Genomic DNA, 23,789 nt, shown 5'->3' on the forward strand with positions numbered 1-23,789 from the left:
TGACGCACGACTCCTGAAACTCTCGGGGGGACTCATGGGCGGCCCGGTCCCGACGAACGGGGCGCGGCACGCACGCCGCAGCACTGGGCCGCGGCTCCTTGACTCCCAGGGTACGGAAGGGGAAATCGCAGGGTCAAACCGGGTCCCCCCCGGTCGATCCCGCGGGGCCGTCCTGCGTGCCGGCCCCGACGGACGAGGTCACCGTGACGGTGCCGGTGCCGGCCGCCTCGCCCTCGCTCGGCGGACCCGCCGGGCGCGACGCCGCCCGCCGCGACCTGCGCGGACGGGAGGTCACCGCGGTGTCGTTCGCGGGCTCCGGGTGCGCGGGGGCGGCCGGGCCGGAACCGCTGCCGGAGTCCGGCAGCGGCGCCGTCACGACGACCGGCTCGGCCGCCGTGCTCGGCGCGCCGGCCGAGCGGGTGACCCGGCGGCGCTTCTCGGGCCGGGCCGGGGCGTCGGCCGGCTCGGTGGACCCGGTGGACCCACTCGCCTCGATCGACGCCGCCGACTCGGTGACCTCGCTCACGGCGGGGGCCGCCGCCGCGGGCTCCGGGGCGTGCCCGTTCGACGTCGCGGTCGCAGACACGTCCTGGGGCGCCGCCTCCGCGGCCGGGGCCGCCTCGACCGGAGCGGTCTCCGGAGCCGCCGGCTCCGCGACCCCCCCGGAGTCCGTCGCGGGCTCCTCCGGCACCTCCGCCGTCACGACGACGGCCTCGGCGTTGCCGGAGCTGCCCGCCGGGCGCTCGGCCCGGCGCCGCCCACGCCGCCGGGCGGGACGACCGGTGTCCGGCTCGTCCATGCCCGCGGGCGCCTCGGGGGCCTCGGCGACCGGCGCCGGGGTGGCCTCGACCACCTCGACGACCGCGGCCGGACCGGCCAGGCCCGCCGGGGTGTCGGTGTCCTCGACGTCGGCGACGTCGGCGACGTCGGCCGGTGCGCTCCCGCCCGCGTGCCGTGCGGCCGCGACGATCTCGGCGGCGGCCGCCGCCGCGCTGCGGGTGTCCGGTGTGTGCGTGTGCTCGGCGCGGTCGCGGTCCTCGCCGCGGCGCCGGCCGCGCTTGCGGCCGCCCTCCACGCCGCCACCGCCACCGGCGCTGCCGTTCACGACGTGCACGTGGTCGCCGTCGGTCGAGACGATCACGCCCCGGCCACGGCAGTGCTCGCACGGGGTGGAGAAGTGCTCGAGCAGCCCGCCGCCGACCCGCTTGCGGGTCATCTGCACCAGGCCCAGCGAGGTGACCTCGGCCACCTGGTGCCGGGTGCGGTCCCGGGCCAGGCACTCGGTCAGCCTGCGCAGCACCAGGTCCCGGTTGGCCTCGAGCACCATGTCGATGAAGTCGACCACGATGATGCCGCCGATGTCGCGGAGCCGGAGCTGGCGGACGATCTCCTCCGCCGCCTCCAGGTTGTTCCGCGTGACGGTCTCCTCGAGGTTGCCCCCGGAGCCGGTGAACTTGCCGGTGTTGACGTCGATGACCGTCATGGCCTCGGTCCGGTCGATCACCAGCGTGCCGCCCGAGGGCAGCCAGACCTTGCGGTCCAGCGCCTTGAGCAGCTGCTCGTCGATCCGGTACTCGGCGAAGACGTCCTTCGGACCGACGTGCCGGTGCAGCCGGTCGGCCAGCTCCGGAGCGACGTGCTCGACGTAGTCCGAGACGGTCTCCCACGCGTCGTCACCGGACACGATCAGCGAGGAGAAGTCCTCGTTGAACTGGTCCCGGACGACCTTGACCAGCAGGTCCGGCTCCTCGTAGAGCAGCGCGGGGGCCTTCGGCGCCTTCGGGCCCGTCTTCTCGGCCTTCGCCTTGACGACCTCCCACTGCGCCTGCAGCCGGCGGACGTCGCGCTCCAGGGCCTCGTGGCTCACGCCCTCGGAGGCCGTACGGATGATCACGCCGGCGTCGGCCGGGACGATCTCCTTGAGCATGTCCTTGAGGCGCTTGCGCTCGACGTCGGGCAGCTTGCGGGAGATCCCCGCCGCGCCGCCGCTCGGCACGTAGACCAGGAAGCGGCCGGCCAGGCTGATCTGGGTGGTCAGCCGGGCGCCCTTGTGCCCGACCGGGTCCTTCGTGACCTGGACGAGCACGCTGTCGCCGCTGCTGAGGGCCTGCTCGATGCGGCGGGCCTTGCCGTTGAGCCCGGCGGCGTCCCAGTCGACCTCGCCGGCGTAGAGCACGGCGTTGCGGCCGCGGCCGATGTCGACGAACGCGGCCTCCATGCTCGGCAGCACGTTCTGCACGCGGCCGAGGTAGATGTTGCCGACCATCGAGGCGGGGGCCGACCGGTCCGACGACCCGTTGCCGGCGTCGGCGACGAAGTGTTCGACGAGCACCCCGTCCTCGAGCACGCCGATCTCGGTGCGCGGCCCGCTCTGCCGGACCACCATCGACCGCTCGACGGACTCGCGCCGGGCCAGGAACTCGGCCTCGGACAGGATCGGCGGGCGCCGGCGGCCGGCGTCGCGACCGTCCCGGCGGCGCTGGCGCTTGGCCTCGAGCCGGGTGGAGCCGCGGACGGACTGCACCCCGTCGTCGCCGGAGTCGCGGGAGTCCCGGTCCTTGTCCCGGTCCTTGTCCCGGTCCTTGTCCCGGCCCTGCCGGACCTTCGTGACGGTGTTCGGCGGGTCGTCGTCGCCGCGCTCGTCGGACGGGTCGCCCGCGCCGCGGCGACGACGGCGACGACGGCGGCGGCGCGAACCGCCGGCGTCGCCCTCCTCGTCGCCGTCCTCGTCCTCGGTGTCGGCGTCGTCGGCCGACTCGTCGGAGTCCGCGGTGTCGGCGTCCTCGGTGCCGTCCCCGGCCTCGCCGTCGGCGTCCTCGCCGGCCTCGCCGTTCTCGCCGCGGCCACGGCCACGGCCACGCCGGCCCCGGCGCCGACGGCGGCGGCCCGCGGCCTCGTCGTCGCCCTCGTCGGCCGCATCGGAGGTGTCGGAAGTGTCGGAGGCGTCGGCCACCTCCGTGTCGTCACTCGTCTCCGACTCGTCCGCCGGCGCGGTGGCCTCGGCGGGGGTCTCGGTCGTCTCCTCGGCGGCCTCCGGCTCGGCCTTGCCACCGCCGCGGCGGCGGGTGCGGCGGGGCTTCGGGGCGGCCTCGTCCTCGGCGGGGCCGGCACCGGTGTCCTCGGCGGTCCCGGCCTCCTCGGCGGAAGCGGCGGGCGCGGCGGGCGCGGCGGCCTTCCGGCGCCGACCGCGGGCGGGAGCGGCATCGGGCAGGGGAGCCTGGAAGAGCGGGGCGGGCGGGGCGAAGACCGGCGAGAGGGGGCCCTCGGTCTGCGCGGCCGGGGTGTCCGCGCCGGGCTGCTCGGCGGCGGGCTGCTCGGCGGCCGGGGAGGACTCCTCGGCGAGGGTCGCACCGCCGGTCTCGGCCGCGGCGACCGTCTCCGGCGCTGCGGTCTCCTCCGTGGTGTCCGACTCGGGGGCGGCGGACCGGGACCCCGGCTCGGCGGCCGGCTCGGCGCCGGGCTGGGTGGCGGCCCCGGCGGCGGCCCGCTCGCCGAGCAGCGCGGTGACGACCTGCTCCGCCGTCTTCCGGTCGACGCCGGCCTGCGCGCTCCGCGCGGCGTTGCCGAGCTCGGCGAGCGCCGCGAGGACCTCCTTGCTGGTCCGCCCGATCAGCCGGGCGAGGGCGTGCACACGCAGCTTCTCCGGCAGTTCCGACACGGAGAACTGCCCGCCGGAACCCCCGGCGGGCGCATCGTTGATCGACATCCAACTCCTTCGCCCCCGGGCGCCCTTCGAGGGCGGCCGCACAGGGGCCTCACGCGTTCTCCCGTCCCGCGGTGCGGGCCGGGCAATCCTGGTCGCTCGGCGGTGCTCGACGCCGCGTCCGGCCGACCCACCCCGGGCCGGCGGCGGCACCGCTCCGCGGCGGTCAGGCCCGGGCGGTGACCCGGCCCGGTCCGAGCGGATCGGTGAGGCGGCCCCGGTCGTCGAGCAGGCCCTGCGCCATCCGGGTCGCCTTCGCGGGCACCGGCGGCTTCAGGCCTGCGACAACGTCGAGAGCACCCAACACGTCGTCGGGTCGAACAGCGGGTGTCGTCTGCCGTACGACCGCCGTCAGTATCGCACAGTCCGGTCCGGCGGCGTCCGGTTCCGGTGTGACTCCGCCCGGTACGTCACCCTCCGGCGGGCCTGCCACGGGCACGTCGTCGCAGGCCGTGACGGTTGCCGACACGACCGCCGCCCGGACGTCGATCTCCCGCCGCCCGGCCGGCATGACCCGCTCGACCACGAGCGTGTCGCGGGCCAGGAGCGCCTCGACCGCCGCCCGCAACGCCGCCTCGGGGACACCGGGCAGGACGATCCGCCAGAGGCTCGCGTCGATCCGGTCCGCGAGGGCCGGCGGCTCGGCGACCACGGCGTCGAGGATGTCGAGGCCCGCGGGCAGCGCCGCGTCGAGCGCCGCCCGCACCACCTCCGGATCGACCTCGCGGGTCAGGCCGATCTCGAGGTACTCGGCCTCGCTGGCCGTGCCGGTCGGGGCCGCGCCGATCCACGAGATGCGCGGGTGCGGGCTGAAGCCGTGCGAGTGCGACACGGGGACGCCCGCGCGGCGCACCGCGCGCTCCACACTGCGGGCCACGTCACGGTGCGACAGGAACCGCAGCCGCCCGCGCTTGGCGAAGCGCACGCGGACGCGCTGCACCGTCGGCGGGGCGGGGTTCGCGGCCTCCCCGGGTCGCACTCGAGCCACGGGAGGAGGGTAGGCCCCGGCCCCCGTGGTCCCGCCGCCCGGCCCACCGGCCGCGCCACCCGGGCGGCCGGCGACGGAGCCCCGATCCGGCGGTTGGGCCGCGCGGGTTGCGGGGACACACTCGTCGCAGTCGGTACGGACGCCGGGCGCGGCGGAACGGGAACGGGAGCGGGGTCGAGGGCGAGGTCGGGAGCGTGGACGAGAGCAGCAGCCTCGAGGAACGGGCCGCCGAGCAGGCCGGGGACGGCGCGGGGGACGGCGCCGGGGACGGCGGCGGCCAGCGGGCCGGCGGCGGCCCGCGCAGGACGGGCGACGCGGCACGACGGGAGGGCCGGACGGACGACCGGCAGCAGGAACACGCCGAGGATCCCGCCGAGGATTCCGCCGAGGATTCCGCCGAGGGCCCGGTCCCCGCGCCCGGGCCCCGCTCGCTGCGGCGGTTCTCCGTCGGCCGCCGGCCCGGCGACGTCGTGCGGATCGTCCTCGCGGCCGCGGTCGTCACGCTGTGCGCGCTCGCGGCCGACGGCGCCGTCAACCCCGTCGAGGCGGCGATCTTCGAGGAGATCGGCGCCCTCCCCGCCGGCTTCACCCCGGTCGCCGTGGGGCTGCTGTGGGTCGGGTCGTGGGCCGGCGTGGCCGGGGCGGCGGCCGTCGCCCTGTACGTCAAACACGTCCGCGCGGCGCTGCAGCTCATCGCGGCCGGCACGGTCGCCTGGCTGGTGACGACGGCGCTCGGGCACGTCGTGCCCACCCGGCCGGTGCCACCCGAGCTGGTGGGCGAGCTCGGCCTGCGGCTCCCGGGCCCCGAGGGGTTCGCCTTCGCCGCCACCCACACCGCCGTCGCGGCGGCCCTCGTCACCGCTGTCGCCCCCTACCTGCCGCGCAAGGCCACGTCCGTCGCCTGGGTCGTGGCGGTCGCCGTCGCGCTGGCCGAGGTGTACCTGGGCGTGCTGCCGCTCGCCGTGTTCGCCGGCGCGCTGGTCGGCTGGGGCGCGGGGTCGGCGTCGCACCTCGTCGGCGGCGCGCCGGGGCGCCGGACGTCCGTCGAGGCCGTGCGGCGCACCCTGGAGGAGGCCGGGCTGTGCCCGGACGAGATCCACGAGGAGCGCACCCACCTGCTGGGCCCGCGCCGCTTCACCATCACCACCCGCGACGGCAAGCGGCTCCGGGCGCGCGCCGTGGCGCGGCTGCACCGGCGGGCGGGCCCCTGGTACCGGTTCCGCCGGCTGCTCGCGACGATCGACGTCCAGGACGTGCCCCGGGTGTCGAGCACGCACCACGAGGTGGAGCACGAGGCCTACGTGTCGCGCCTGGCCGAGGCCGCGGGGGTGCGGACCCCGCCCGTGGAGCTCGCCTGCGTGATCCAGCACGGCTCGCCGGTGCTGGTCCACCGGGTGGTCGAGGGCCGCCGGCTCGCCGACCTGCCCGCCGCGCAGATCGACGACCGCCTGCTCGACGCGGTGTGCGCACAGGTCGCGATCCTCGGCCGGGCCCACATCGCCCACCACGACCTGCAGGCCGACAACATCCTGGTGGACGCCGACGGGGACCCCTGGCTGCTGAACTTCACCTTCGGCCAGGTGGGGGCGAGCCCGTCGCTGCTGGCCCAGGACCTCGCCGACGTGCTGATCACCCTCGTCTCCATCGTGGGCGTCGACCGGACCGTGTCGGCGGCGCACCGCACCCTGTCCGCGGACCGGCTCGAGGCCGCGCTGGCCTACCTGCAGCCCCTCGCCCTGCACCGCGGGGTCCGGGAGCAGATCGCCGAGGGCCACTACCTGTTCAGCGAGCTGCGCGAGGCACTGGCCGACCGGATCGGGCGGCCGCTGCCGAGCTACCCGTCGCCCGTCCGGCCGCGCGCGCTGGTCACGATGCTCTTCCTGGGCGGCGCGATCTACCTCCTGCTGCCGCAGCTCGCCGATCTGCCGGAGACGGTCAGCCTGCTCCGCGACGCCAACTGGTGGTGGCTCGCGCTGGCCGTGTTCACCGGGATGCTGGCCATCGTGCTGTCCGCGGTGTCCCTGCTGGGCTCCTGCGACGCCCATCTGCCGTTCCGGCGCACCGTGGAGGTGCAGGTCGCCGCGGCCTTCACCGGCCGCACCACGCCCGGCGGCGTCGGCTTCTTCGGGATCAACATCGCGTTCATGGAGAAGCTGGGGATGCGTCGCTCGCTCGCCGTCGGCGTGACGATGCTGAACCTCGCCGCGACGGGCGCGGTCTCGGCCGTGATCTGCGTGGTCGGGGTGTTCGCGGTGGGCATCACCGGGACGCTCCGGTTCGTGAAGATCCCCACCGGCTGGCCGTTGCTGGGGGCGATCGCCGGGATCCTCGTGTTGGCCGGGCTCGTCCTCGGGTCACCGCTCGGCCGACGGCGGATCGTCCGGCCCGGGCTGCAGGTCGTCCGCGAGCTGTGGGGGGCGATCCGGCGCCCGCTGCGGGCGGCGCAGCTCTTCGGCGGCGCGGCCGCGTACCACCTGGTGTCCGCGCTCGGCCTGGCCACCTGCCTGGCCGCCTTCGACCCGCACTTCCCGTGGCTGGAGGTGCTGGTGGTGTTCGTCGTCGGGCAGACCCTCGGGCACATCGCCCCGACGCCGGGTGGCCTCGGCGCGGTGGAGGCGCTGCTCGTCGCCGGACTCGTCGCCGTCGGCGTGGCCCCCGCGCCCGCGGTCGCGGCGACCCTGACCTCGCGGCTGCTGACCTACTGGCTGCCGGTGCTGCCCGGGATCGGGATGTTCCGCTACCTGCAACACCGGGGTGTGGTCTGACCGGCTACTCCGGACCGGGCTCGAGGACCAGCAGGGTCTCCCCCGCCGGCCGGAAGCCCGCGCGTCGGTAGAAGGTCGTGCTGCGGGCGGTCGGCGCGAGGATCAGCCGCCGGTAGCGGCGCTCCCGGGCGTGGTCGACGACGGCCTGCAGCAGGGCGCGCGGGACCCCGCGGTCGGCGAAGGCCTCGAGGACGAAGGCGTTGCCCACCTGCCCGACCCTCCCCGCGCGCGTCCCGGGGCGGGGCATCGGGACGATCTCCACGACGTTGATCGAGCCGATCGGCGTCCAGCCGGCCCGGTCGCTGCCGATCTCGGCCAGCCAGAAGGTCCGCCGGGGCTGCTCGACGCGCGCCCACTGCGCGAACGCCGCCTCGAACGCCTGGTCCGGGACGGGGCGCCCGGCCCGCTCCTCGGTCCAGGCGCGGCGGAGCCTGGCGAGGGCCTCGACGTCGCGCTCGTCCGCGACGCGGACGGTGATCTGCCGGGTGCCCGCCGACTGGGAACCGGCCGGCTGCGGTTCCTCAGCCACCCAGCTCCCGCCCGACGGGGTTCACCACCGTCAGCGGGAGCAGCGTCGTCCCGCTCGGCCCGACCTCGATGTCGGCGCCCGTCGACGGGCACACCCCGCAGTCGAAGCAGGGGGTCCAGCGGCAGTCGTCCTGCTCCCGGCCGGACAGCGCGTCCTGCCAGTCCGCCCAGAGCCAGTCCCGCTCCAGCCCGGAGTCGAGGTGGTCCCAGGGCAGGATCTCGCCCTCCTCGCGCTCCCGGGTGGTGAACCACTCCAGCGAGACGCCCAACGGCTCCAGCTCGGCCTTCGCCGCGGTGGTCCAACGCTCGTACGAGAAGTGCTCGGACCAGCCGTCGAACCGGCCGCCCTCGCGCCACACCCGCTCGATCACCGCGCCGACCCGGCGGTCGCCGCGGGCGAGCAGGCCCTCGATGAGCGAGGGCTGCCCGTCGTGGTAGCGCATGCCGATGTTGCGGCCGAGCTTCTTGTTGCTGTTCACGGCCTCGCGGAGCTTGCGCAGCCGGGCGTCGACGACGTCCGGGTGCGCCTGCGCCGCCCACTGGAACGGCGTGTGGGGCTTCGGGACGAAACCGCCGATGGAGATGGTGCAGCGCACGTCGTTGCGACCCGAGGCGGCGCGGCCGGCCTGGATGACCCGGTGCGCCATGCCCGCGATCTCGAGGACGTCCTCGTCCTCCTCGGTGGGCAGCCCGCACATGAAGTAGAGCTTGACCTGCCGCCAGCCCTGCGCGAAGGCCTCGGAGACGGTGCGGATGAGGTCCTCCTCCGACACCATCTTGTTGATCACCCGGCGGATCCGCTCGGACCCGCCCTCGGGGGCGAAGGTGAGCCCGGAGCGGCGACCGTTGCGGCTGATCTCGTTCGCGAGGTCGATGTTGAAGGCGTCGACGCGGGTGCTGGGCAGCGAGAGCGAGGTGTTGGTGCCCTCGTAGCGGTCCGCCAGCCCCTTGGTGATGTCGGCGATCTCGGAGTGGTCGGCGCTGCTCAGCGACAGCAGGCCGACCTCGTCGAACCCGGAGGCCCGCACGGCGGCGTCGACCATCGCGCCGATCCCCGGCAGCGACCGCTCGCGCACCGGGCGGGTGATCATGCCCGCCTGGCAGAACCGGCAGCCGCGGGTGCAGCCGCGGAAGATCTCCACGCTGGCCCGCTCGTGCACGGTCTCGGCCAACGGGACGAGCGGCGCCTTCGGGTAGGGCCACTCGTCGAGGTCGCTGGTGGTGCGCTTCTGGACGGTGGCCGGGGCCCCCGCCTCGGGCGTGACCGCGGCGATCGCGCCGCCGGAGTAGGTCACCGAGTACAGCGACGGGACGTAGCAGCCGTCGGTGTTCGCCAGCCGCAGGAGCAGCTCGCGGCGGCCACCCGGGCGTCCCTCGGCCTTCCACGCCTTGACGACGTCCGTGATGTCGCCGACCACCTCCTCGCCGTCCCCCAGCGCGGCGACGTCGACGAAGTCGGCGATCGGCTCCGGGTTGAAGGCGGCGTGCCCGCCCGCGACGACGACGGGGTGGCTCTCGTCGCGGTCGGCCGCGTGCAGCGGAATACCGGCGAGGTCGAGCGTGGTCAGCAGGTTGGTGTAGCCCAGCTCGGTGGAGAAGCTGACGCCGAGCAGGTCGAACGCGCCGATCGGGCGGTGCGAGTCGACCGTGAAGGCCGGGACCCCGTGCTCGCGCATGAGCCCCTCGAGATCCGGCCAGACGGCGTAGCAGCGCTCGGCGAGGGCGTCGGCGCGCTCGTTGAGGACCTCGTAGAGGATCATCACGCCCTGGTTGGGCAGGCCGACCTCGTACGCGTCCGGGTACAGCAGCGCCCACCGCACCTCGGCGGACTCCCACGGTCTGGTCTGCGCGTTCAGCTCGCCGCCGACGTACTGCACGGGCTTGGACACCCGCGGCAGAAGCGGTTCGAGGGCCGGGAAGACGGACCCTGACAGCACAGCGCTCACGCGGACCCAGGGTAGCCCCGCGCCGATTACTCCTCCGCACACGCTCCCCCGCCACGCTCCCCGTGACCGGCATCACCGCGAGAGCACCCGACGAGGAGCCCCATGAGCACCCCGACCACCGACCCGATCCGCGCCGTCGGCCCCAGGCACCGCGCGCTGCGGGCCTCCGGCGGCTACGGCACGGTCGCCGCCGACCTCACCCCTCCGGGAGTCCGAGCACCTGCTCATGATGGGCGAACGGGTCTGACGCGAACGGCGGAACCGGCCGAACGGGCGCCGCCGGACGTATCGGGCGCTGCCCTCCTGGGCTCCTTCCCCGTGGACGGGAGGACGCGGATGGACCCGGACGGGCCGGGACGGGGGGAGGACGGCGGGGCGGGGCCCGCCGTCGTCGTCCGCCTGCTCGGGCCGCCGCGCGTCGAGACGCGCGGACCGCGCCCTCCCGTCCCCCGGGACGCCGAGCCGGACCTACCGGAGTTCGCCGCGTGGCTGCACGGCCGCCGGCACGCCCTGGCCCGGGCGGCTGAGCCCGGCCGCCGTCAGTCGAGCAGCCCCGCGGTGCGCAGCGCGGCGCGCACGTCCTCGTGGTGCCACTCGTCGAGCGGGACCAGCGGCAGCCGGATGCCTCGGGGCATCAGGCCCATCTCGGCCAGCGCCCACTTCACCGGGATCGGGTTGGGCTCGGCGAACAGGGCCCGGTGCAGGCCGGCGAGGTCGGCGTCGATGGCGGCCGCCTCCTCGTCGTCGCCGGAGATGGCGGCCTTGCACATCCGCGCCATCTGCTCGGGCGCGACGTTCGCGGTGACCGAGATGTCGCCGTGGAAGCCGGCGAGCATGCTGGCGCGGGCGGTGGCGTCGTCCCCGGAGTAGAGGGCGAAGTCGGTCAGCCCCAGCGCGACCAGGTCGCGCACCCGGTCCAGGTCGCCCTTGGCCTCCTTGAGCCCGACGATGTTCGGCACCTCGGCGAGCCGCTCCACGGTCGAGGGCAGCATGTCGCAGGCGGTGCGGCCGGGGACGTTGTAGAGGTACTGCGGGATGTCGACGGCCTCGGCGACCTTCTTGAAGTGCCGGAACAGCCCCTCCTGCGGGGGCTTGTTGTAGTACGGCGTGACGAGCAGCGCACCGTCGGCGCCGGCCGCCGCGGCGGACCGGGTGAGGTGGATGGCCTCGTCCGTGTTGTTCGCGCCGGTGCCCGCGATGACCGGGACCCGGCCGCCGACGACGTCGATCGTGCGGCGGATGACGTCCGTGTGCTCCTCGACCGACAGCGTGGAGGACTCGCCGGTCGTGCCCACGGACACGATCGCCGCGGTCCCGGCCAGCACCTGCCGCTCGACGAGCCGCTCCAGCGCCTCGTGGTCGATCGAGCCGTCCTCCCGCATGGGAGTGACCAGCGCGACGAGACTTCCGGTGATCATGAGCATGCCCTTCGTGACGCGAACGCGACGGCGACGGTAGCAAGCGCGCGCGACACGAGCCCAGGGCGATCCGGCCCGGGTGGGCAGGGTCCCCGGCCCCGGCCCGGGCGATCCGGGGGTGGTGCTGGCCCCACCCGGGCCGGGGGGATGGTGCGCCCGGATCCGGGGGCTCGCACTGGCGACCGGCTCCCCGCCACTGCCTAGCGTTCCGGGCAGCGTTGCGGGTCCGGGCAGGAGCGGAGGAGCGGTGATGAGCGCGGTGTCCTCCCCGGCCCCGCCGGCCCGGCGGCGGCCCCGCCCCGCACCCCGCGAGCTGCCGCGCCTGCGTGAGGCGGGCACGGCCGCGGCCCTGCTCGCGGTCGCGGCGCTCGGGCTGCGGTGGTGGGGGTCGCCGTGGCACGACGTGCCGGTCACACGGGTGGCGGAGTGGCACGTCCGGACGCTGCTGGGCCTGGGGCGGGCGGGCCGGGTGCCGGTCCTGCTGCTGCTCGGGCTCGCGGTGCTCGCGCTGGTCACCGGCGGCCTCGTCCGCTCCGGGCGGCTGCCGTGCTGGCCGCACCAGGTCGCGCTGGCCGCCGCCGGGGCGACCTCGGTGGTGGCCGCGGTGCAGACGCTGACGCGGTGCCCCGTCGCGCTCGGCGCCTGGCTCACCGGGGCACTGGGCCTGGTGGCGCTGGCGGGCTCCGTCGTGCGGTCGGAGCGGTCGGAGCGGTCGGAGCGGGGCCCGGCGTGGGAACCGGCACGGCGACCACCGTCATCGCAGCAGGAGCGCCTCGAGCCTGCGTGCGGCCACGACGACCCCGACCGCCGCCATGACCAGGAAGTACGCGAGGTGGCCGAGCAGGCCCAGGTGCACCGCACCGGTGGTGAGCCCGCGCATCAGCTCGACGGCGTGGAACAGCGGTAGGCACTCGACGAGGATCTGCAGCGGACGCGGGTAGACGCCGAGCGGGTAGAAGGTCGTGGCGAACAGGAACATCGGCAGCACGGCGAGGGTGACCAGGTCGAAGTCCTGCCAGGACCGCATGAACGAGGTCGCCGCCATCCCGATCGCGGCGAACGCGAACGCCACGAGCAGCGCCGCCGGGAGCGCCAGCAGCGCCCAGGGCGAGGTGAGGAGCCCGGCGACCGCCATGACCGAGAGGAAGCCGGTGGCGTAGAGCCCGCCGCGCAGCAGCGCCCAGCCGATCTCGCCGAGCGCGATGTCGACCGGGCCGAGCGGGGTGGCCAGCATCGCGTCGTAGAGCCGGTTGTACTTGAGCTTGAAGAACACGTTGAACGTCGCGTCGAACACCGCGCCGTTCATGGCGGAGGCGGCCAGCAGGCCCGGAGCAATCCAGGCGGCGTAGGAGATCGGCCGGCCGTCCGGCCCGGGCAGCGTGCCGACCAGCGAGCCCAGCCCCGACCCCATCGCCAGCAGGTAGAACACCGGCTCGGCGAACCCGGACACGATCGCCGGCCAGGTGCGGCGGGAGGCGGTGGCGGACCGCAGGAGCAGCATGCGCGAGCGGCCGGCGTAGCTGCCGCCGGGGAGCAGCCGGGCCCACCCCGGGGCGGCGCGGGTGGCGGTGTCGAGGGCGGTCACGGCGCGAGCCTCCGGGTGAAGACCCGGACCGCCAGCCAGGCCCCGACGGCGAGCAGCGCGAGCAGGTAGGCGAGGTGCCCGAGGACCGCCCCGGCGGTGCCGGTGCCCAGCGCGGCGGCACGGGCGAGCTCGGTGCCGTGCCACAGCGGCGAGATCCACGCCAGCGGCTGCACCCACGCCGGCAGCGCCGCGACCGGGAAGAACGTGCCGGAGAACAGGGTCATCGGCAGCACGACGAACCGGAACAGCGCGTTGAACGCCGCGCCCTCGTCCTCCCGGCTCGCCGAGAACGCCATGACCGGCGCCGCGACGGCCGCCCCGGTCAGCACCGCGGCGGCGAGCGAGCCCAGCACCCCGATCGAGGCGGCCCCGCCGAACAGCGCGATCAGGACGAGGTAGACCGCGCCGGTGAGCGTCATCTTGGCCGCGACCCAGACGAGGTGACCGAGCGCGATCTGCGCGCCGGTGAGCGGCGTGGCGGCCATGCCCAGGTACACGCGCTGCCACTTGAAGCCGGAGAGCACGGGATAGGTCATCTCGAAAGCCGCGCTCTGCACCGTGGACATCGCCAGCAGCGCCGGGGCCAGCCAGACCAGGTAGGGCACGCCTCCGGTCGCCGCCGCGGCGCCGGGGCGGGTCGCGATCAGGCTGCCGAAGCCGAGCCCGAACGCGAGCAGGAACAGCAGCGGCTGCAGCACCGACGACACCGCGGTGGCCCGCCAGTTGCGCCGGTACCACCGCCAGAACGACTCGACGACCAGCAGCACCCCGTGCACCCACCGGGGAGCCGCCGCCGGGGCCGCGCGGGCGGCGGCCGCGCGTTCCTCGATCGCCATCAGTCCACCAGCGTCCGGCCCGTGAGGCGGAGGAACACGTCCTCCAACGTCGAGCGCCGCACCAGCGCCGACAGCGGCCGCAGCCCGGCGGCGTGCAGCGCGGCCTGGGACCGCTCCCCGTCGGCGGTGTAGAGCAGCGCGCGGTCCGGCAGGACCTCGACCCGCTCGGCGTGGCGCTCCAGGTCCGCGGCCGCGGGCCGGTCCTCCGGGGCGAACCGCAGCTCCAGCACCTCCCGCGTGGACCACCGCTCGATGAGCTCGGCGGGCGAGCCCTCGGCCACGATCACCCCGCCGTCCATCACGACCAGCCGGTCGCACAGCTGCTCGGCCTCGTCCATGTAGTGCGTGGTGATGATCTGGGTGACGCCCTCGCGCTTGAGCTGGTACAGCCGCTCCCACAGCAGGTGCCGGGCCTGCGGGTCCAGGCCCGTGGTCGGCTCGTCGAGCAGGAGGAGGTCGGGGTCGTTGACCAGGGAACGGGCGATCGTGAGCCGGCGCTTCATGCCGCCGGACAGCGGCTCCACCCGGTCCTCGGCCCGCTCCGTGAGCCGCGCGAACTCCAGCAGCTCCGCCGCCTTCGCCCGCACGTGCCTGCGCGGCAGCCCGAAGTAGCGGCCGTAGATCTCCAGGTTCTCCCGGACGGACAGCTCGGTGTCGAGGTTGTCCAGCTGCGGGACGACGCCGAGCCGCGCCCGGATCCGCGGCCCGTCCCGGTCCGGGTCCATCCCCAGGACCTGCAGCGACCCGGACGTGCGCGGCGAGACGCACGCGATCATCCGCATGGTCGACGACTTGCCCGCCCCGTTGGGCCCCAGGAAGCCGAAGACCTCGCCCTGCGCGACGTCCACGTCGATCCCGCGGACGGCCTCGAACGTCCCGAAGCGCTTGCGCAGGTCCCGCGCCTGGACCAGTCCGTCCCCCACGCCCGGAACGCTAACGGGCGGGGCCGACACTTTCTCGTCGATTCCGCGTACCGCACGGCCCGATCGCGCGCTGGAACCAGTGCTCGTCGCGGACGTCGTCCGGTCCGAGCCGCAACGCGGCGGGGAACCGGCCGACCTCGGTCCAGCCCCGCGCGGCGTACCACCCCGGGAGCCCGGTGCCGCCGCGCGCGAGCGGGGCCGGGCCCGTGAGCCCGGCCGTCGCCTCGGCCCCGCTCAGAGGTTCGGGAACCAGAGCTTGATCTCACGCTCCGCGGACTCGGGCGAGTCCGAGCCGTGGACCAGGTTCGACTGGGTCTCGAGGCCGAAGTCGCCCCGGATGCTGCCCGGGGTGGCCTTCTCGACCGGGTCGGTGCCACCGGCGATCTGCCGCCACGCCGCGATCGCGCGCGGGCCCTCGGCCACGGCCGCGACCACGGGGCCGGAGGTGATGAACTCGAGCAGCGACTCGAAGAAGGGCTTGCCGTCGTGCTCGGCGTAGTGCTGGCTCGCCAGATCGCGGTCGACGGTGCGCATCTCCAGCGCCACCACCGTGAGGCCCTTGCGCTCGATGCGCGCCAGGCACTCGCCGATCAGGTTCCGGGCGACGCCGTCGGGCTTCACGAGGACCAGGGTGCGTTCAGTCACGCGACGGAGCGTAGCGACGCCCCCGGTCGGGTCGTCACCGGGCCGTCAGGCGGCCAGCGTGGCCGCGCCGAACGACACCGAGAACCGCTCGCACCAGATGCTCACGCTGGTCAGCCCGGTCAGGTCGGCCCCGGCCGGGACGGGGTAGTTGGCGCTGCCGACGTTGCCCTTCAGCGGGCCGAGGTCGAGGTGGCGGCCGTCGTCGAACACGTACCAGCCGTCGCGCCCGGGCAGGACGGGCGCGTCGGTGAGCCACACCCGCAGGCGTGGCCCGTTGCTCGTGGCCAGGTCCTGCAGGCGCAGCACCCGGGACCCGTCCGGCAGCGCGAGGAGCAGTGCCCTCCCAGTGGTCGCGTGCTCGTGGGCGACGAGCGTGCCGGAGGCGAGCACGACGGGCGCCGCCGCGGGCACGCCGCCCGGGGCCGCGGCCACGGGAGCGGGCTCCGCCACCGGCGCGTCGACGACGAGCTTCCACGGCTCGAACCACACCAGCCCGGCCGCGACGACCAGCGCGAGCACGACGGCGGCGGGCAGCAGGACGGACCGGCGCCGCCATCCGCGGCGCGCCCCCGGGCGACCGGACATGCGCGCAGGATGCCGGGCCGCGGGCCCCGTGACCAGAGCCCGACGACGGTCGCTACTGCTGCTGGGACGGCAGCTGGCCGCGGGCCATCCGGCGGGCGACGTCGCGGCGCATCCACAGCACCGTGCCCCACACGAGGACGAAGAGCAGCCCGATCGCCAGCAGGGAGACGTGGAAGATCCCGGTCGCCAGCAGCCCGGCCTGCAGGACCAGCGCGAACCCCAGCCCCCAGGGCCGGCGCTGCAGCCCGGAGGCGACGATCATCAGCAGCCCGAGCACCAGCACGACGGTGATCGCGACCGGGTTCAGCGCGCCCTGGGTGAACCTCGCGACGACGAGCACCCCGAGCAGCACCACGATCGCCTCGAGCACCAGCAGCCCCGCGCACACGCCGCGGAAGCCCTTCATCGGGTCCGTGGCGGGCGGACGCACCGGCTCCGTGCTCACGCCGGCTCCTTCCCGAAGATCGACCGGGCCTCGCCCGCGGTCACCACCGAGCCGGTCACGATCACCCCGACGCCCGAGTCCCCGGCCTCCTCGGCCAGCTCGACGCCCTGGTCGATCGCCGCCGCCAGCTGCGGCTCGACGCTCACCCGGTCCCGCCCGAACACCTCGACGGCCAGCGCCGCCAGCTCGTCCGGGTCCATCGCCCGCGGCGACGCGTTCATGGTCACCACGACCTCGTGCACCGCCGGCTCGAGGGCCTCCAGCAGGCCCTTCGCGTCCTTGTCCCGCATCACGCCGATCACGGCGACCAGCCGCGTGAACCGGAACTCCGACATCAGGGCGGCGGCCAGCGCGCGGGCGCCGTGCGGGTTGTGCGCGGCGTCGATCAGCACCGTCGGCCTGCCGGGGCCGCCCTGCATGGGCTCCAGCCGCCCGGGCGAGGTGACCGACGCGAACGCCGCCCGCACCGCGTCGGCATCCAGCGGCTGCTGAGGCCCGGCGCCGACCAGCGCCTCGGCCGCGGCCAGCGCGATCGCGGCGTTCGACGCCTGGTGCTCGCCGTGCAGCGGCAGGAAGATGTCGTCGTACCGGCCGGACAGGCCCTGCAGCTCCAGCAGCTGCCCGCCCACGGCCAGCTCCCGCTCGCGCACGCCGAACTCGGCGCCCTCGCGGGCCACCTGGGCGCCGACCTCGGCGCAGCGCTCGATGAGCACCTCGGCCACCTCCTTGTCCTGCGCCGCGAGCACGGCGACGGACCCCGGCTTGATGATCCCGGCCTTCTCCCGCGCGATCCCGAGCAGGTCCGTGCCGAGGTACTCGGCGTGGTCGAGGCCGACCGGGGTGATGACGGAGACCCGGGCGTCGACGACGTTGGTCGCGTCCCAGCGCCCGCCGAGCCCCACCTCGACGATCCCGGCCTCGACCGGCGCGTCGGCGAACGCCGAGTAGGCCATGGCCGTGAGCACCTCGAACTTGCTCAGCCGGATCTCGTTCTTCGCGTCGAGCAGGTCCACGAACGGCTCGACGTCCCGGTAGGCCTGCACGTACCGCTCGGGCGAGACCGGCCGGTTGTCCAGGTTGATCCGCTCCGTGGCCCGCTGCAGGTGCGGGCTGGTGTACCGGCCGGTCCGCAGGCCGATCTCGCTGAGGATCGCGTCGACCATGCGGGCCGTCGACGTCTTGCCGTTCGTGCCGGTCAGGTGCACGACCGGGTAGCCGTTCTGCGGGTCGCCGAGGACCTCGACGAGCGCGCGGATCCGGTCCAGCGACGGCTCCATGACCGTCTCCGGCCAGCGCCGGTCCAGCTCGGCCTCGACGGCGAGGAACTCGGCGTACCCCGCCACCGTGGACTGTGCGGGCACGACGTCCGGGGTGTCCGACCCGCGGATCTGGTCCAGGACGTGCGAGATCACCGCGTCCTGGGCCTGCTCCTCGGGGGCGCGGACCTCGCCCTCGCCCTCCGGGGGTTCCGGATCCGTCACCGCTGCTCCGCACCCCTCGCGCGCCGGGCCGGGCTCACCGCGATCATGAGGCCGGCAGTCCCTCGAGCCGGGCCGTGACCCGCTCGATCTCGGCGACGGCGGCCTCCCGCCGGGCCCGGATCCCGTCGACGACCGCGGCCGGGGCCTTCTCGGTGAACTTGGGGTTCCCGAGCTTCTTCTCGGCCTGCTCCAGCTCCTTCTGCGCGGCCGCGAGGTCGCGGCCGAGCCGGGCCCGCTCGGCGGCCACGTCGATCGCCCCCGAGGTGTCCAGCTCGACGTGCACGGTCCCCGACGCGAGCGCGACCTCCACGGTCGCGGTCGGCGCGAAGTCCGCGCCGGCCGGGTCGAGGCGGGTGAGGAACCGGGCGGCCTTCTCGTGCCCGGCCAGGCCCGCGGCGTCGAGCCCGACGAGCCGGGCCTCGACCGACCTGCGGTCCGGCAGGCCCTGCTCGGTGCGGAAGCGGCGGAGCTCGGTGATCAGTTTCTGCAGCGCCTCGACCCGGGCGACGGCCGCGGTGTCGACCGGCAGCCCGGTGTCCTCCCCCGGCCAGGGCGCCGTCACGACCGTCTCGCCGCCGGTGAGGGCGGTCCACAGCGCCTCGGTGACGAACGGGACGACGGGGTGCAGGATCCGCAGCAGCGCGTCGAGGACGTGCCCGAGGACCGCCCTGGTGCCCTCCGCGGTGGCCGGGTCGTCGAACTGCGGCTTGGCCAGCTCGAGGTACCAGTCGCAGAGCTCGTCCCAGGTGAAGTGGTAGAGCCCCTCGGTGGCCTTCGCGAACTGGAAGTCCTCCAGCAGCGCGTCCGTCTGCTCCCGGACCTCGCGCAGCCGGCCGAGGATCCAGCGGTCCGCGTCGGTGGGCCGCTGCGGCAGCGGCAGCGCCGGGTCGGCACCGTTGGCCAGCGCGAACCGGACGGCGTTCCACAGCTTGGTGGTGAAGTTGCGCGAACCCGCGACCCACTCCGCGGACAGCGACATGTCCGTGCCCGGGTTCGACCCGCGGGCGATGGTGAACCGCAGCGCGTCCGCCCCGTAGGTGTCGATGAGCTCCAGCGGGTCGATGACGTTGCCCTTGGACTTCGACATCTTCTTGCCGTGCTCGTCCCGGATCAGGCCGTGCAGGTAGACGTCCTGGAACGGCGAGCGCCCCATCGCGTAGGTCCCGAACATCATCATCCGGACGACCCAGAAGAACAGGATGTCGTAGCCGGTGACCAGGACGGAGTTCGGGTAGTACCGCTCCAGGTCCGGGGTCTCGTCCGGCCAGCCGAGCGTGGAGAACGGCCACAGGCCCGAGGAGAACCAGGTGTCGAGGACGTCCTCGTCCTGGCGCCAGCCCTCGCCCGTCGGCGGCTCCTCGTCCGGCCCGACGCAGACCATCTGGCCCTCGGGGCCGTACCAGACCGGGATCCGGTGGCCCCACCACAGCTGCCGGGAGATGCACCAGTCGTGCATGTTGTCGACCCAGTCGAAGAACCGGGAGGACATCTCGGCCGGGTGGATCCGCGTCTCGCCGCTGCGGACGGCGTCCCCCGACGCCGCGGCCAGCGACTCGACCTTGACCCACCACTGCAGCGAGAGCCGCGGCTCGATGACGACGCCGGTGCGCGAGTCGTGCCCGACGGAGTGCAGGTACGGCCGCTTCTCCGCGACGATGCGGCCCTGGGCCCGCAGCGCCTCGGTGATCGCCGTGCGCGCCGCGAAGCGGTCCAGCCCGTCGAACTCCGTGCCGGAGTTCGCGATGACGCCGGACTCGTCCATGATCGTGGGCATCGGCAGGTCGTGGCGGCGACCCATCTCGAAGTCGTTCGGGTCGTGCGCCGGGGTGATCTTCAGCGCGCCGGTGCCGAACGCGGGGTCGACATACGGGTCCGCGATGACCGGGATGTCCCGCCCGGTGATCGGCATCCGGATGGTCCTCCCGACGAGGTGCGCGTAGCGCTCGTCCTCCGGGTGGACCGCGACGGCGGTGTCCCCCAGCATCGTCTCGACCCGCGTGGTGGCCACGACGACGGAGTCCTCCCCGTCCCCGTAGCGGATGGAGACGAGCTCGCCCTCGACCTCCTTGTGGTCGACCTCGATGTCCGAGATGGCGCTCTGCAGCGCGGGCGACCAGTTGACCAGGCGCTCGGCCCGGTAGATCAGCCCGTCGTCGAACATCCGCTTGAACACGGTCTGGACGGCGCGGGAGAGCCCCTCGTCCAGCGTGAACCGCTCGCGGGACCAGTCCACCCCGTCCCCGAGGCGCCTCATCTGACCCAGGATCGCGCCGCCGGACTCGGCCTTCCACTCCCAGACCCGCCGGACGAACTCCTCGCGGCCCAGCTCGCGGCGCGTCGGCTCGCCGGCCTCGGCCAGCCGGCGCTCGACGACGCTCTGGGTGGCGATGCCCGCGTGGTCCATGCCCGGCAGCCACAGCGCGTCGTACCCCTGCATGCGGCGGCGCCGGGTCAGCACGTCGATCAGCGTGTGGTCCATGGCGTGCCCGAGGTGCAGACTGCCCGTGACGTTCGGCGGCGGGATGACGATGCTGTACGGCGGCTTGCCCGACGCCGGGTCCGCCTCGAAGTAGCCCCGGTCGACCCACCGCTGGTACAGGACACCCTCTACCTCCGCCGGGTTCCACTTCGGCGGGAGGGGTGCGGTGCGCGCTGGGAGGGTCTCGGTCACGCCGTCAAGTCTACGAGCCGGGCACGACTCGTTTCCGCGGGTGGGGGGCGCCCGGTCACCGGCCCCGCACGGGCAGGAACACGACGTGCAGGTGGTCGAAGCCGAGCACCGGGGCGAGGCGGCGGGCGCGGACGAGGCAGGGGTCGAGCGCGCGCACCGTCCCGGTGGTGGGCTCGTAGACCCGCCAGGCGCCGTCGTCGGCGATGCGCAGGGCCAGGCAGTAGTGGCGCGGCACGAGCGACCCGACGAGCAGCGGGACCGGCCGGCGCGCGGCGAGGGCGGCCTCGACCTCCCGGATCGCGGTGTCGACGTCCCCCGGCGACGCGTCGTCGACGAACCGGATGCGGTAGCGGCCGGCCCCCGGGGCGTGGGTGTGCAGCCAGCGCAGGAAGCCCCACGGGGTGGTGCCCAGCGCCCGCGGCCACAGCCGGTTGGTGGCGGCGTGGATCTCGCGCTGGCGCGCGTCGTAGCGGGCGGCGAACCCGCGCACGATACCGCCGGCGTCGGTCTGGCGCAGCTCCAGCCGCTCCCGCTCGGTGGGGTCCGCCCAGGTGGCCAGCGCGAGGAGCACCGCGCTGCCGCAGGTGGTGCCGTCGACCTGGTCGAGCCGGGCGCCCGCGTGCCGCTGCTCCCCCAGCGCCTCGCCGATCAGCGGCCTGCGCTCACCGGAGAGGACCTTGACGGCCGCGACCGGGACCGGCACGGGCCGCGAGACCAGCCGCTGCGCCGCCCGCCCGATCGCCGACACCGTCCGCACGCGGCCACGGTAGCGGGGGCGGCACACGCCGACGAGCGGGCGGGCCGGACCCGCGCTGCCCGGGTTCCCGATCTACGTTGGCGGCATGAGCGCAGAGCTGACCCCGGAGATCGTCGAGTTCCTCAACCACGGCACCCGCACCGGGCTGCTGGCCTGGACGGCGACGGACGGCCGCCCCCTCGCCGCCCCGGTGTGGTTCCTGGTCGAGGACGGGACCCTGATCTTCAACACGGGCAGGGACACGGCGAAGGGCCGCGCGCTCGCCCGCGACCCGCGGGTCGCGCTGGTCGTCGACCTGCCGGCGCCGCCGTACGCGTTCGTGCAGGTCCAGGGTGTGGCGGAGACGAGCGAGGACCCTGCCGAGCTGCTCCGGACCGCCACCGCGCTGGGCGCGCGCTACATGGGCGCGGACCGGGCGGAGGAGTTCGGGAAGCGCAACGGGGTCCCCGGGGAACTGCTGGTCCGGGTGCGCCCGACCAAGGTCCTGGCGCACCTGGACGTGTCGGGCTGAGCCCTCGGTGGCGTCAGCCCCGGTTGTCGGGGTCGTTCGACGGGACGCCGCGCTCGGTGTCCGCGTCCCAGCCCTCGGCGAGGGCGGAGATCTTCTGCGCGTAGTCCGCCGCGGCGACCTGCGGCTCCTCCGCCCGCCCCGCGGCCACCCCGACCAGGAAGGCCGTCACCGGCGCGGCCGGCCGGCTCACGCCGTGCGCGACGTCCGACGTCAGGTCGAGCACCGCGTCCACGCTCTTCTCGCTGTCCACCTGGCCCTCGAGCCCCAGCTCGCGGGTCACGGCGGTGATCCACTCCGACATGGCCTTCGCGTCGTCACTCACGGCGGGAAGGTACCCTCCAGGGCTCCCGGCGAACCCCGGCCGGAGGTCCCCGCGTCAGCCGGAGAACACCGCCGGGATCTTCAGCAGCAGGGCGATCAGCCCGTACAGGAAGGGTGCCGCGACCCACACCCACGCCAGCACGACGAGGGCGACGGGCGGGCGGCCCGTGCGGTCCGGTGTGCTCGTGCTCATGCCCGTGCCTCCTCGCTGCGGTCGGCCCGATCCGGCTCGTGCCACTTGTCCGCCACCGGCCGCACCAGCTCGTTGGCCACGAAGCCGAGCACCAGCAGCACGATCATCACCGTGAAGGCGGGCGTGTACTTGGCCGGGCCGGGGACGTCCGCCCGCGCGTCGGCGAACGCGTTGACGATGATCGGCCCGAGGACACCCGCGGTGGACCAGGCCGTGAGCAGCCGGCCGTGGATGGCGCCGACCTGGTAGGTGCCGAACAGGTCGCGCAGGTACGCCGGGACCGTGGCGAAGCCGGCGCCGTAGAACGACAGGATCAGGATCGTGCAGATCAGGAAGACGGCCTTGTTGCCCTCGCCGACGAACGTCAGCGCCAGGTAGAGCAGCGCCCCCAGGCCCAGGTAGAGCCGGTAGATGTTCTTGCGGCCGATGAGGTCCGAGACCGTCGACCAGACGAAGCGGCCGAGCATGTTGGCCAGCGACAGGATCGACACGAACGCCGTGGCCGCGGCGGCGAGGGTCTGCGCGGGCGACGAGTCGCGGAAGAAGTCCTGGTAGATCGGGTTTGCCCGCTCGAGGATGCCGATGCCGGCGGTGACGTTGAAGCACAGCACGATCCACAGCAGCCAGAACTGCGGCGTCTTGATGGCGTTCGCGGCCGACACGCTCGCCGTGCTGACCATCGCCCGCGTCTTCTGCACCGCGGGATCCCATCCGGCGGGCTTCCACCCCTCCGCCGGGACGCGGATGAGCAGCCAGCCCATCGTCATGAAGACGGCGTAGACCACGCCGTGGATGAGGAACGCGAGCGCGATGCCGTCGGGGTCCGGGGCGTTCCCCGTGGCGCCGAAGGCCGACAGCATCGACGCGGTCCACGGATTGGCGATCAGCGCGCCGCCGCCGAAGCCCATGATGGCGATGCCGGTCGCCAGGCCGGGCCGGTCGGGGAACCACTTGATCAGCGTGGACACGGGCGAGATGTAGCCGATGCCCAGCCCGATCCCGCCGATGCCGCCGTACCCCACGATGACCAGCCAGTACTGGCCCACCCAGATGCCGAGTGCCGAGACCAGGAAGCCGGTGACGAAGCAGGTCGACGCGACCACCATCGCCCAGCGCGGGCCGTTGGTGTCGACCTTCGTGCCGAACACCGCCGCCGAGATGCCGAGCATGACGATGCCGAGCGTGAAGGGCAGCGCACTGAGCACACCGCTGATGTGCAGGCCCTTCTCCAGCGCCCCTTTGAACGCGCTCCAGGCGTAGACCTGGCCGATCGCGAGGTGGATCGACAGCGCGGCGGGCGGGATGAGCCAGCGGCTCCAGCCCGGTGGGGCGACGATCCGTTCCCGCGAGAGGAACCCCGACGTTCCCGACATGCGACCACCTCCGTGCCTGTGCGGGCGAACCGTAAGTCGCGGTGCTCGACGCGGCAATTCGTGGCATTCCCCCGCGCCCGGGCGGCCAACCGTCGGGTGTGTCGCCGGCGTGTGG

19 protein-coding genes are annotated in these 23,789 nt (G+C 74.7%); 2 read left to right on the plus strand and 17 right to left on the minus strand.

Translation table 11 applies throughout. The annotated features are described in order from the left end of the window. Positions 1–133 precede the first annotated feature (133 nt). Together LWC35_RS15610 and LWC35_RS15615 are read right to left on the minus strand one after the other, a co-directional pair. Positions 134–3,706 (minus strand): translation initiation factor IF-2 N-terminal domain-containing protein, encoded by a 3,573-nt coding sequence (locus tag LWC35_RS15610; protein WP_232870849.1) that lies wholly within the window; start codon positions 3,704–3,706, stop codon positions 134–136. Positions 3,707–3,869: 163 nt separating this feature from the next. Beyond that, complete coding sequence (locus tag LWC35_RS15615; RefSeq protein ID WP_372463053.1) at positions 3,870–4,691, minus strand: TIGR03936 family radical SAM-associated protein; 822 nt, start codon at positions 4,689–4,691, stop codon at positions 3,870–3,872. A gap of 194 nt (positions 4,692–4,885) precedes the next feature. On the opposite strand from LWC35_RS15615, the gene LWC35_RS40280 reads away from it, so the two are divergent. After that, entirely contained in the window at positions 4,886–7,456 is a 2,571-nt protein-coding gene (locus tag LWC35_RS40280; RefSeq protein WP_232870850.1) for a lysylphosphatidylglycerol synthase domain-containing protein, read from the plus strand. A 4-nt stretch (positions 7,457–7,460) separates the two neighbouring features. Here the strand turns inward: LWC35_RS40280 and LWC35_RS15625 are convergent, their stop codons facing one another. From LWC35_RS15625 to LWC35_RS15680, 12 genes are all read right to left on the minus strand, one after another. After that, positions 7,461–7,985, minus strand: coding sequence for a GNAT family N-acetyltransferase (locus tag LWC35_RS15625; protein ID WP_232870851.1), 525 nt, complete (start codon positions 7,983–7,985; stop codon positions 7,461–7,463). Further along, complete coding sequence (locus tag LWC35_RS15630; protein ID WP_232870905.1) at positions 7,978–9,921, minus strand: TIGR03960 family B12-binding radical SAM protein; 1,944 nt, start codon at positions 9,919–9,921, stop codon at positions 7,978–7,980. The genes LWC35_RS15625 and LWC35_RS15630 overlap by 8 nt, the downstream gene beginning before the upstream one ends. A 548-nt stretch (positions 9,922–10,469) precedes the next feature. After that, positions 10,470–11,348, minus strand: coding sequence for a 4-hydroxy-tetrahydrodipicolinate synthase (gene dapA / locus LWC35_RS15635; protein ID WP_232870852.1), 879 nt, complete (start codon positions 11,346–11,348; stop codon positions 10,470–10,472). A gap of 754 nt (positions 11,349–12,102) precedes the next feature. Beyond that, positions 12,103–12,933 carry an ABC transporter permease gene (locus LWC35_RS15640; protein WP_232870853.1) on the minus strand — a complete coding sequence of 277 codons (831 nt, stop codon included), beginning with the start codon at positions 12,931–12,933 and terminating at the stop codon, positions 12,103–12,105. Next, positions 12,930–13,769 (minus strand): ABC transporter permease, encoded by an 840-nt coding sequence (locus tag LWC35_RS15645; protein WP_232870854.1) that lies wholly within the window; start codon positions 13,767–13,769, stop codon positions 12,930–12,932. The genes LWC35_RS15640 and LWC35_RS15645 overlap by 4 nt, the downstream gene beginning before the upstream one ends. Then, positions 13,769–14,692 (minus strand): ABC transporter ATP-binding protein, encoded by a 924-nt coding sequence (locus LWC35_RS15650; RefSeq protein ID WP_232870855.1) that lies wholly within the window; start codon positions 14,690–14,692, stop codon positions 13,769–13,771. Before LWC35_RS15650 ends, LWC35_RS15645 begins: the two co-directional genes overlap by 1 nt. A 234-nt stretch (positions 14,693–14,926) precedes the next feature. After that, complete coding sequence (gene ndk / locus LWC35_RS15655; RefSeq protein ID WP_232870856.1) at positions 14,927–15,337, minus strand: nucleoside-diphosphate kinase; 411 nt, start codon at positions 15,335–15,337, stop codon at positions 14,927–14,929. 45 nt (positions 15,338–15,382) lie between these two features. Beyond that, on the minus strand, positions 15,383–15,922 hold the full coding sequence (locus LWC35_RS15660; RefSeq protein ID WP_232870857.1) for a DM13 domain-containing protein: 540 nt from the start codon (positions 15,920–15,922) through the stop codon (positions 15,383–15,385). Between the two features lie 52 nt (positions 15,923–15,974). Then, positions 15,975–16,367, minus strand: coding sequence for a DUF4233 domain-containing protein (locus LWC35_RS15665; protein ID WP_232870858.1), 393 nt, complete (start codon positions 16,365–16,367; stop codon positions 15,975–15,977). Then, positions 16,364–17,848, minus strand: coding sequence for a bifunctional tetrahydrofolate synthase/dihydrofolate synthase (folC, locus tag LWC35_RS15670; RefSeq protein WP_372463054.1), 1,485 nt, complete (start codon positions 17,846–17,848; stop codon positions 16,364–16,366). Before folC ends, LWC35_RS15665 begins: the two co-directional genes overlap by 4 nt. Before the next feature lie 43 nt (positions 17,849–17,891). Continuing rightward, complete coding sequence (locus LWC35_RS15675; protein WP_232870859.1) at positions 17,892–20,519, minus strand: valine--tRNA ligase; 2,628 nt, start codon at positions 20,517–20,519, stop codon at positions 17,892–17,894. A 55-nt stretch (positions 20,520–20,574) separates the two neighbouring features. Continuing rightward, positions 20,575–21,276, minus strand: coding sequence for a hypothetical protein (locus LWC35_RS15680; protein ID WP_232870860.1), 702 nt, complete (start codon positions 21,274–21,276; stop codon positions 20,575–20,577). Between the two features lie 85 nt (positions 21,277–21,361). On the opposite strand from LWC35_RS15680, the gene LWC35_RS15685 reads away from it, so the two are divergent. Continuing rightward, positions 21,362–21,787, plus strand: a complete 426-nt coding sequence (locus LWC35_RS15685) for a PPOX class F420-dependent oxidoreductase (RefSeq protein WP_232870861.1) — start codon at positions 21,362–21,364, stop codon at positions 21,785–21,787. 13 nt (positions 21,788–21,800) lie between these two features. On the opposite strand, the gene LWC35_RS15690 is transcribed toward LWC35_RS15685, so the two are convergent. Genes LWC35_RS15690 through LWC35_RS15700 form a run of 3 tightly spaced genes read right to left on the minus strand, consistent with a single transcriptional unit; the run spans position 21,801 to position 23,674 of the window. After that, positions 21,801–22,109, minus strand: a complete 309-nt coding sequence (locus LWC35_RS15690) for a DUF6457 domain-containing protein (RefSeq protein WP_232870862.1) — start codon at positions 22,107–22,109, stop codon at positions 21,801–21,803. 54 nt (positions 22,110–22,163) lie between these two features. Continuing rightward, entirely contained in the window at positions 22,164–22,301 is a 138-nt protein-coding gene (locus tag LWC35_RS15695; protein ID WP_232870863.1) for an MFS transporter small subunit, read from the minus strand. Beyond that, a complete protein-coding gene (locus tag LWC35_RS15700; protein ID WP_232870864.1) occupies positions 22,298–23,674 on the minus strand; it encodes an OFA family MFS transporter in 1,377 nt (458 codons plus the stop codon). Before LWC35_RS15700 ends, LWC35_RS15695 begins: the two co-directional genes overlap by 4 nt. Positions 23,675–23,789 lie beyond the last annotated feature (115 nt).

Origin of the sequence: Pseudonocardia kujensis (assembly GCF_021283305.1) — a bacterium.
Lineage (GTDB): Bacteria > Actinomycetota > Actinomycetes > Mycobacteriales > Pseudonocardiaceae > Pseudonocardia > Pseudonocardia kujensis.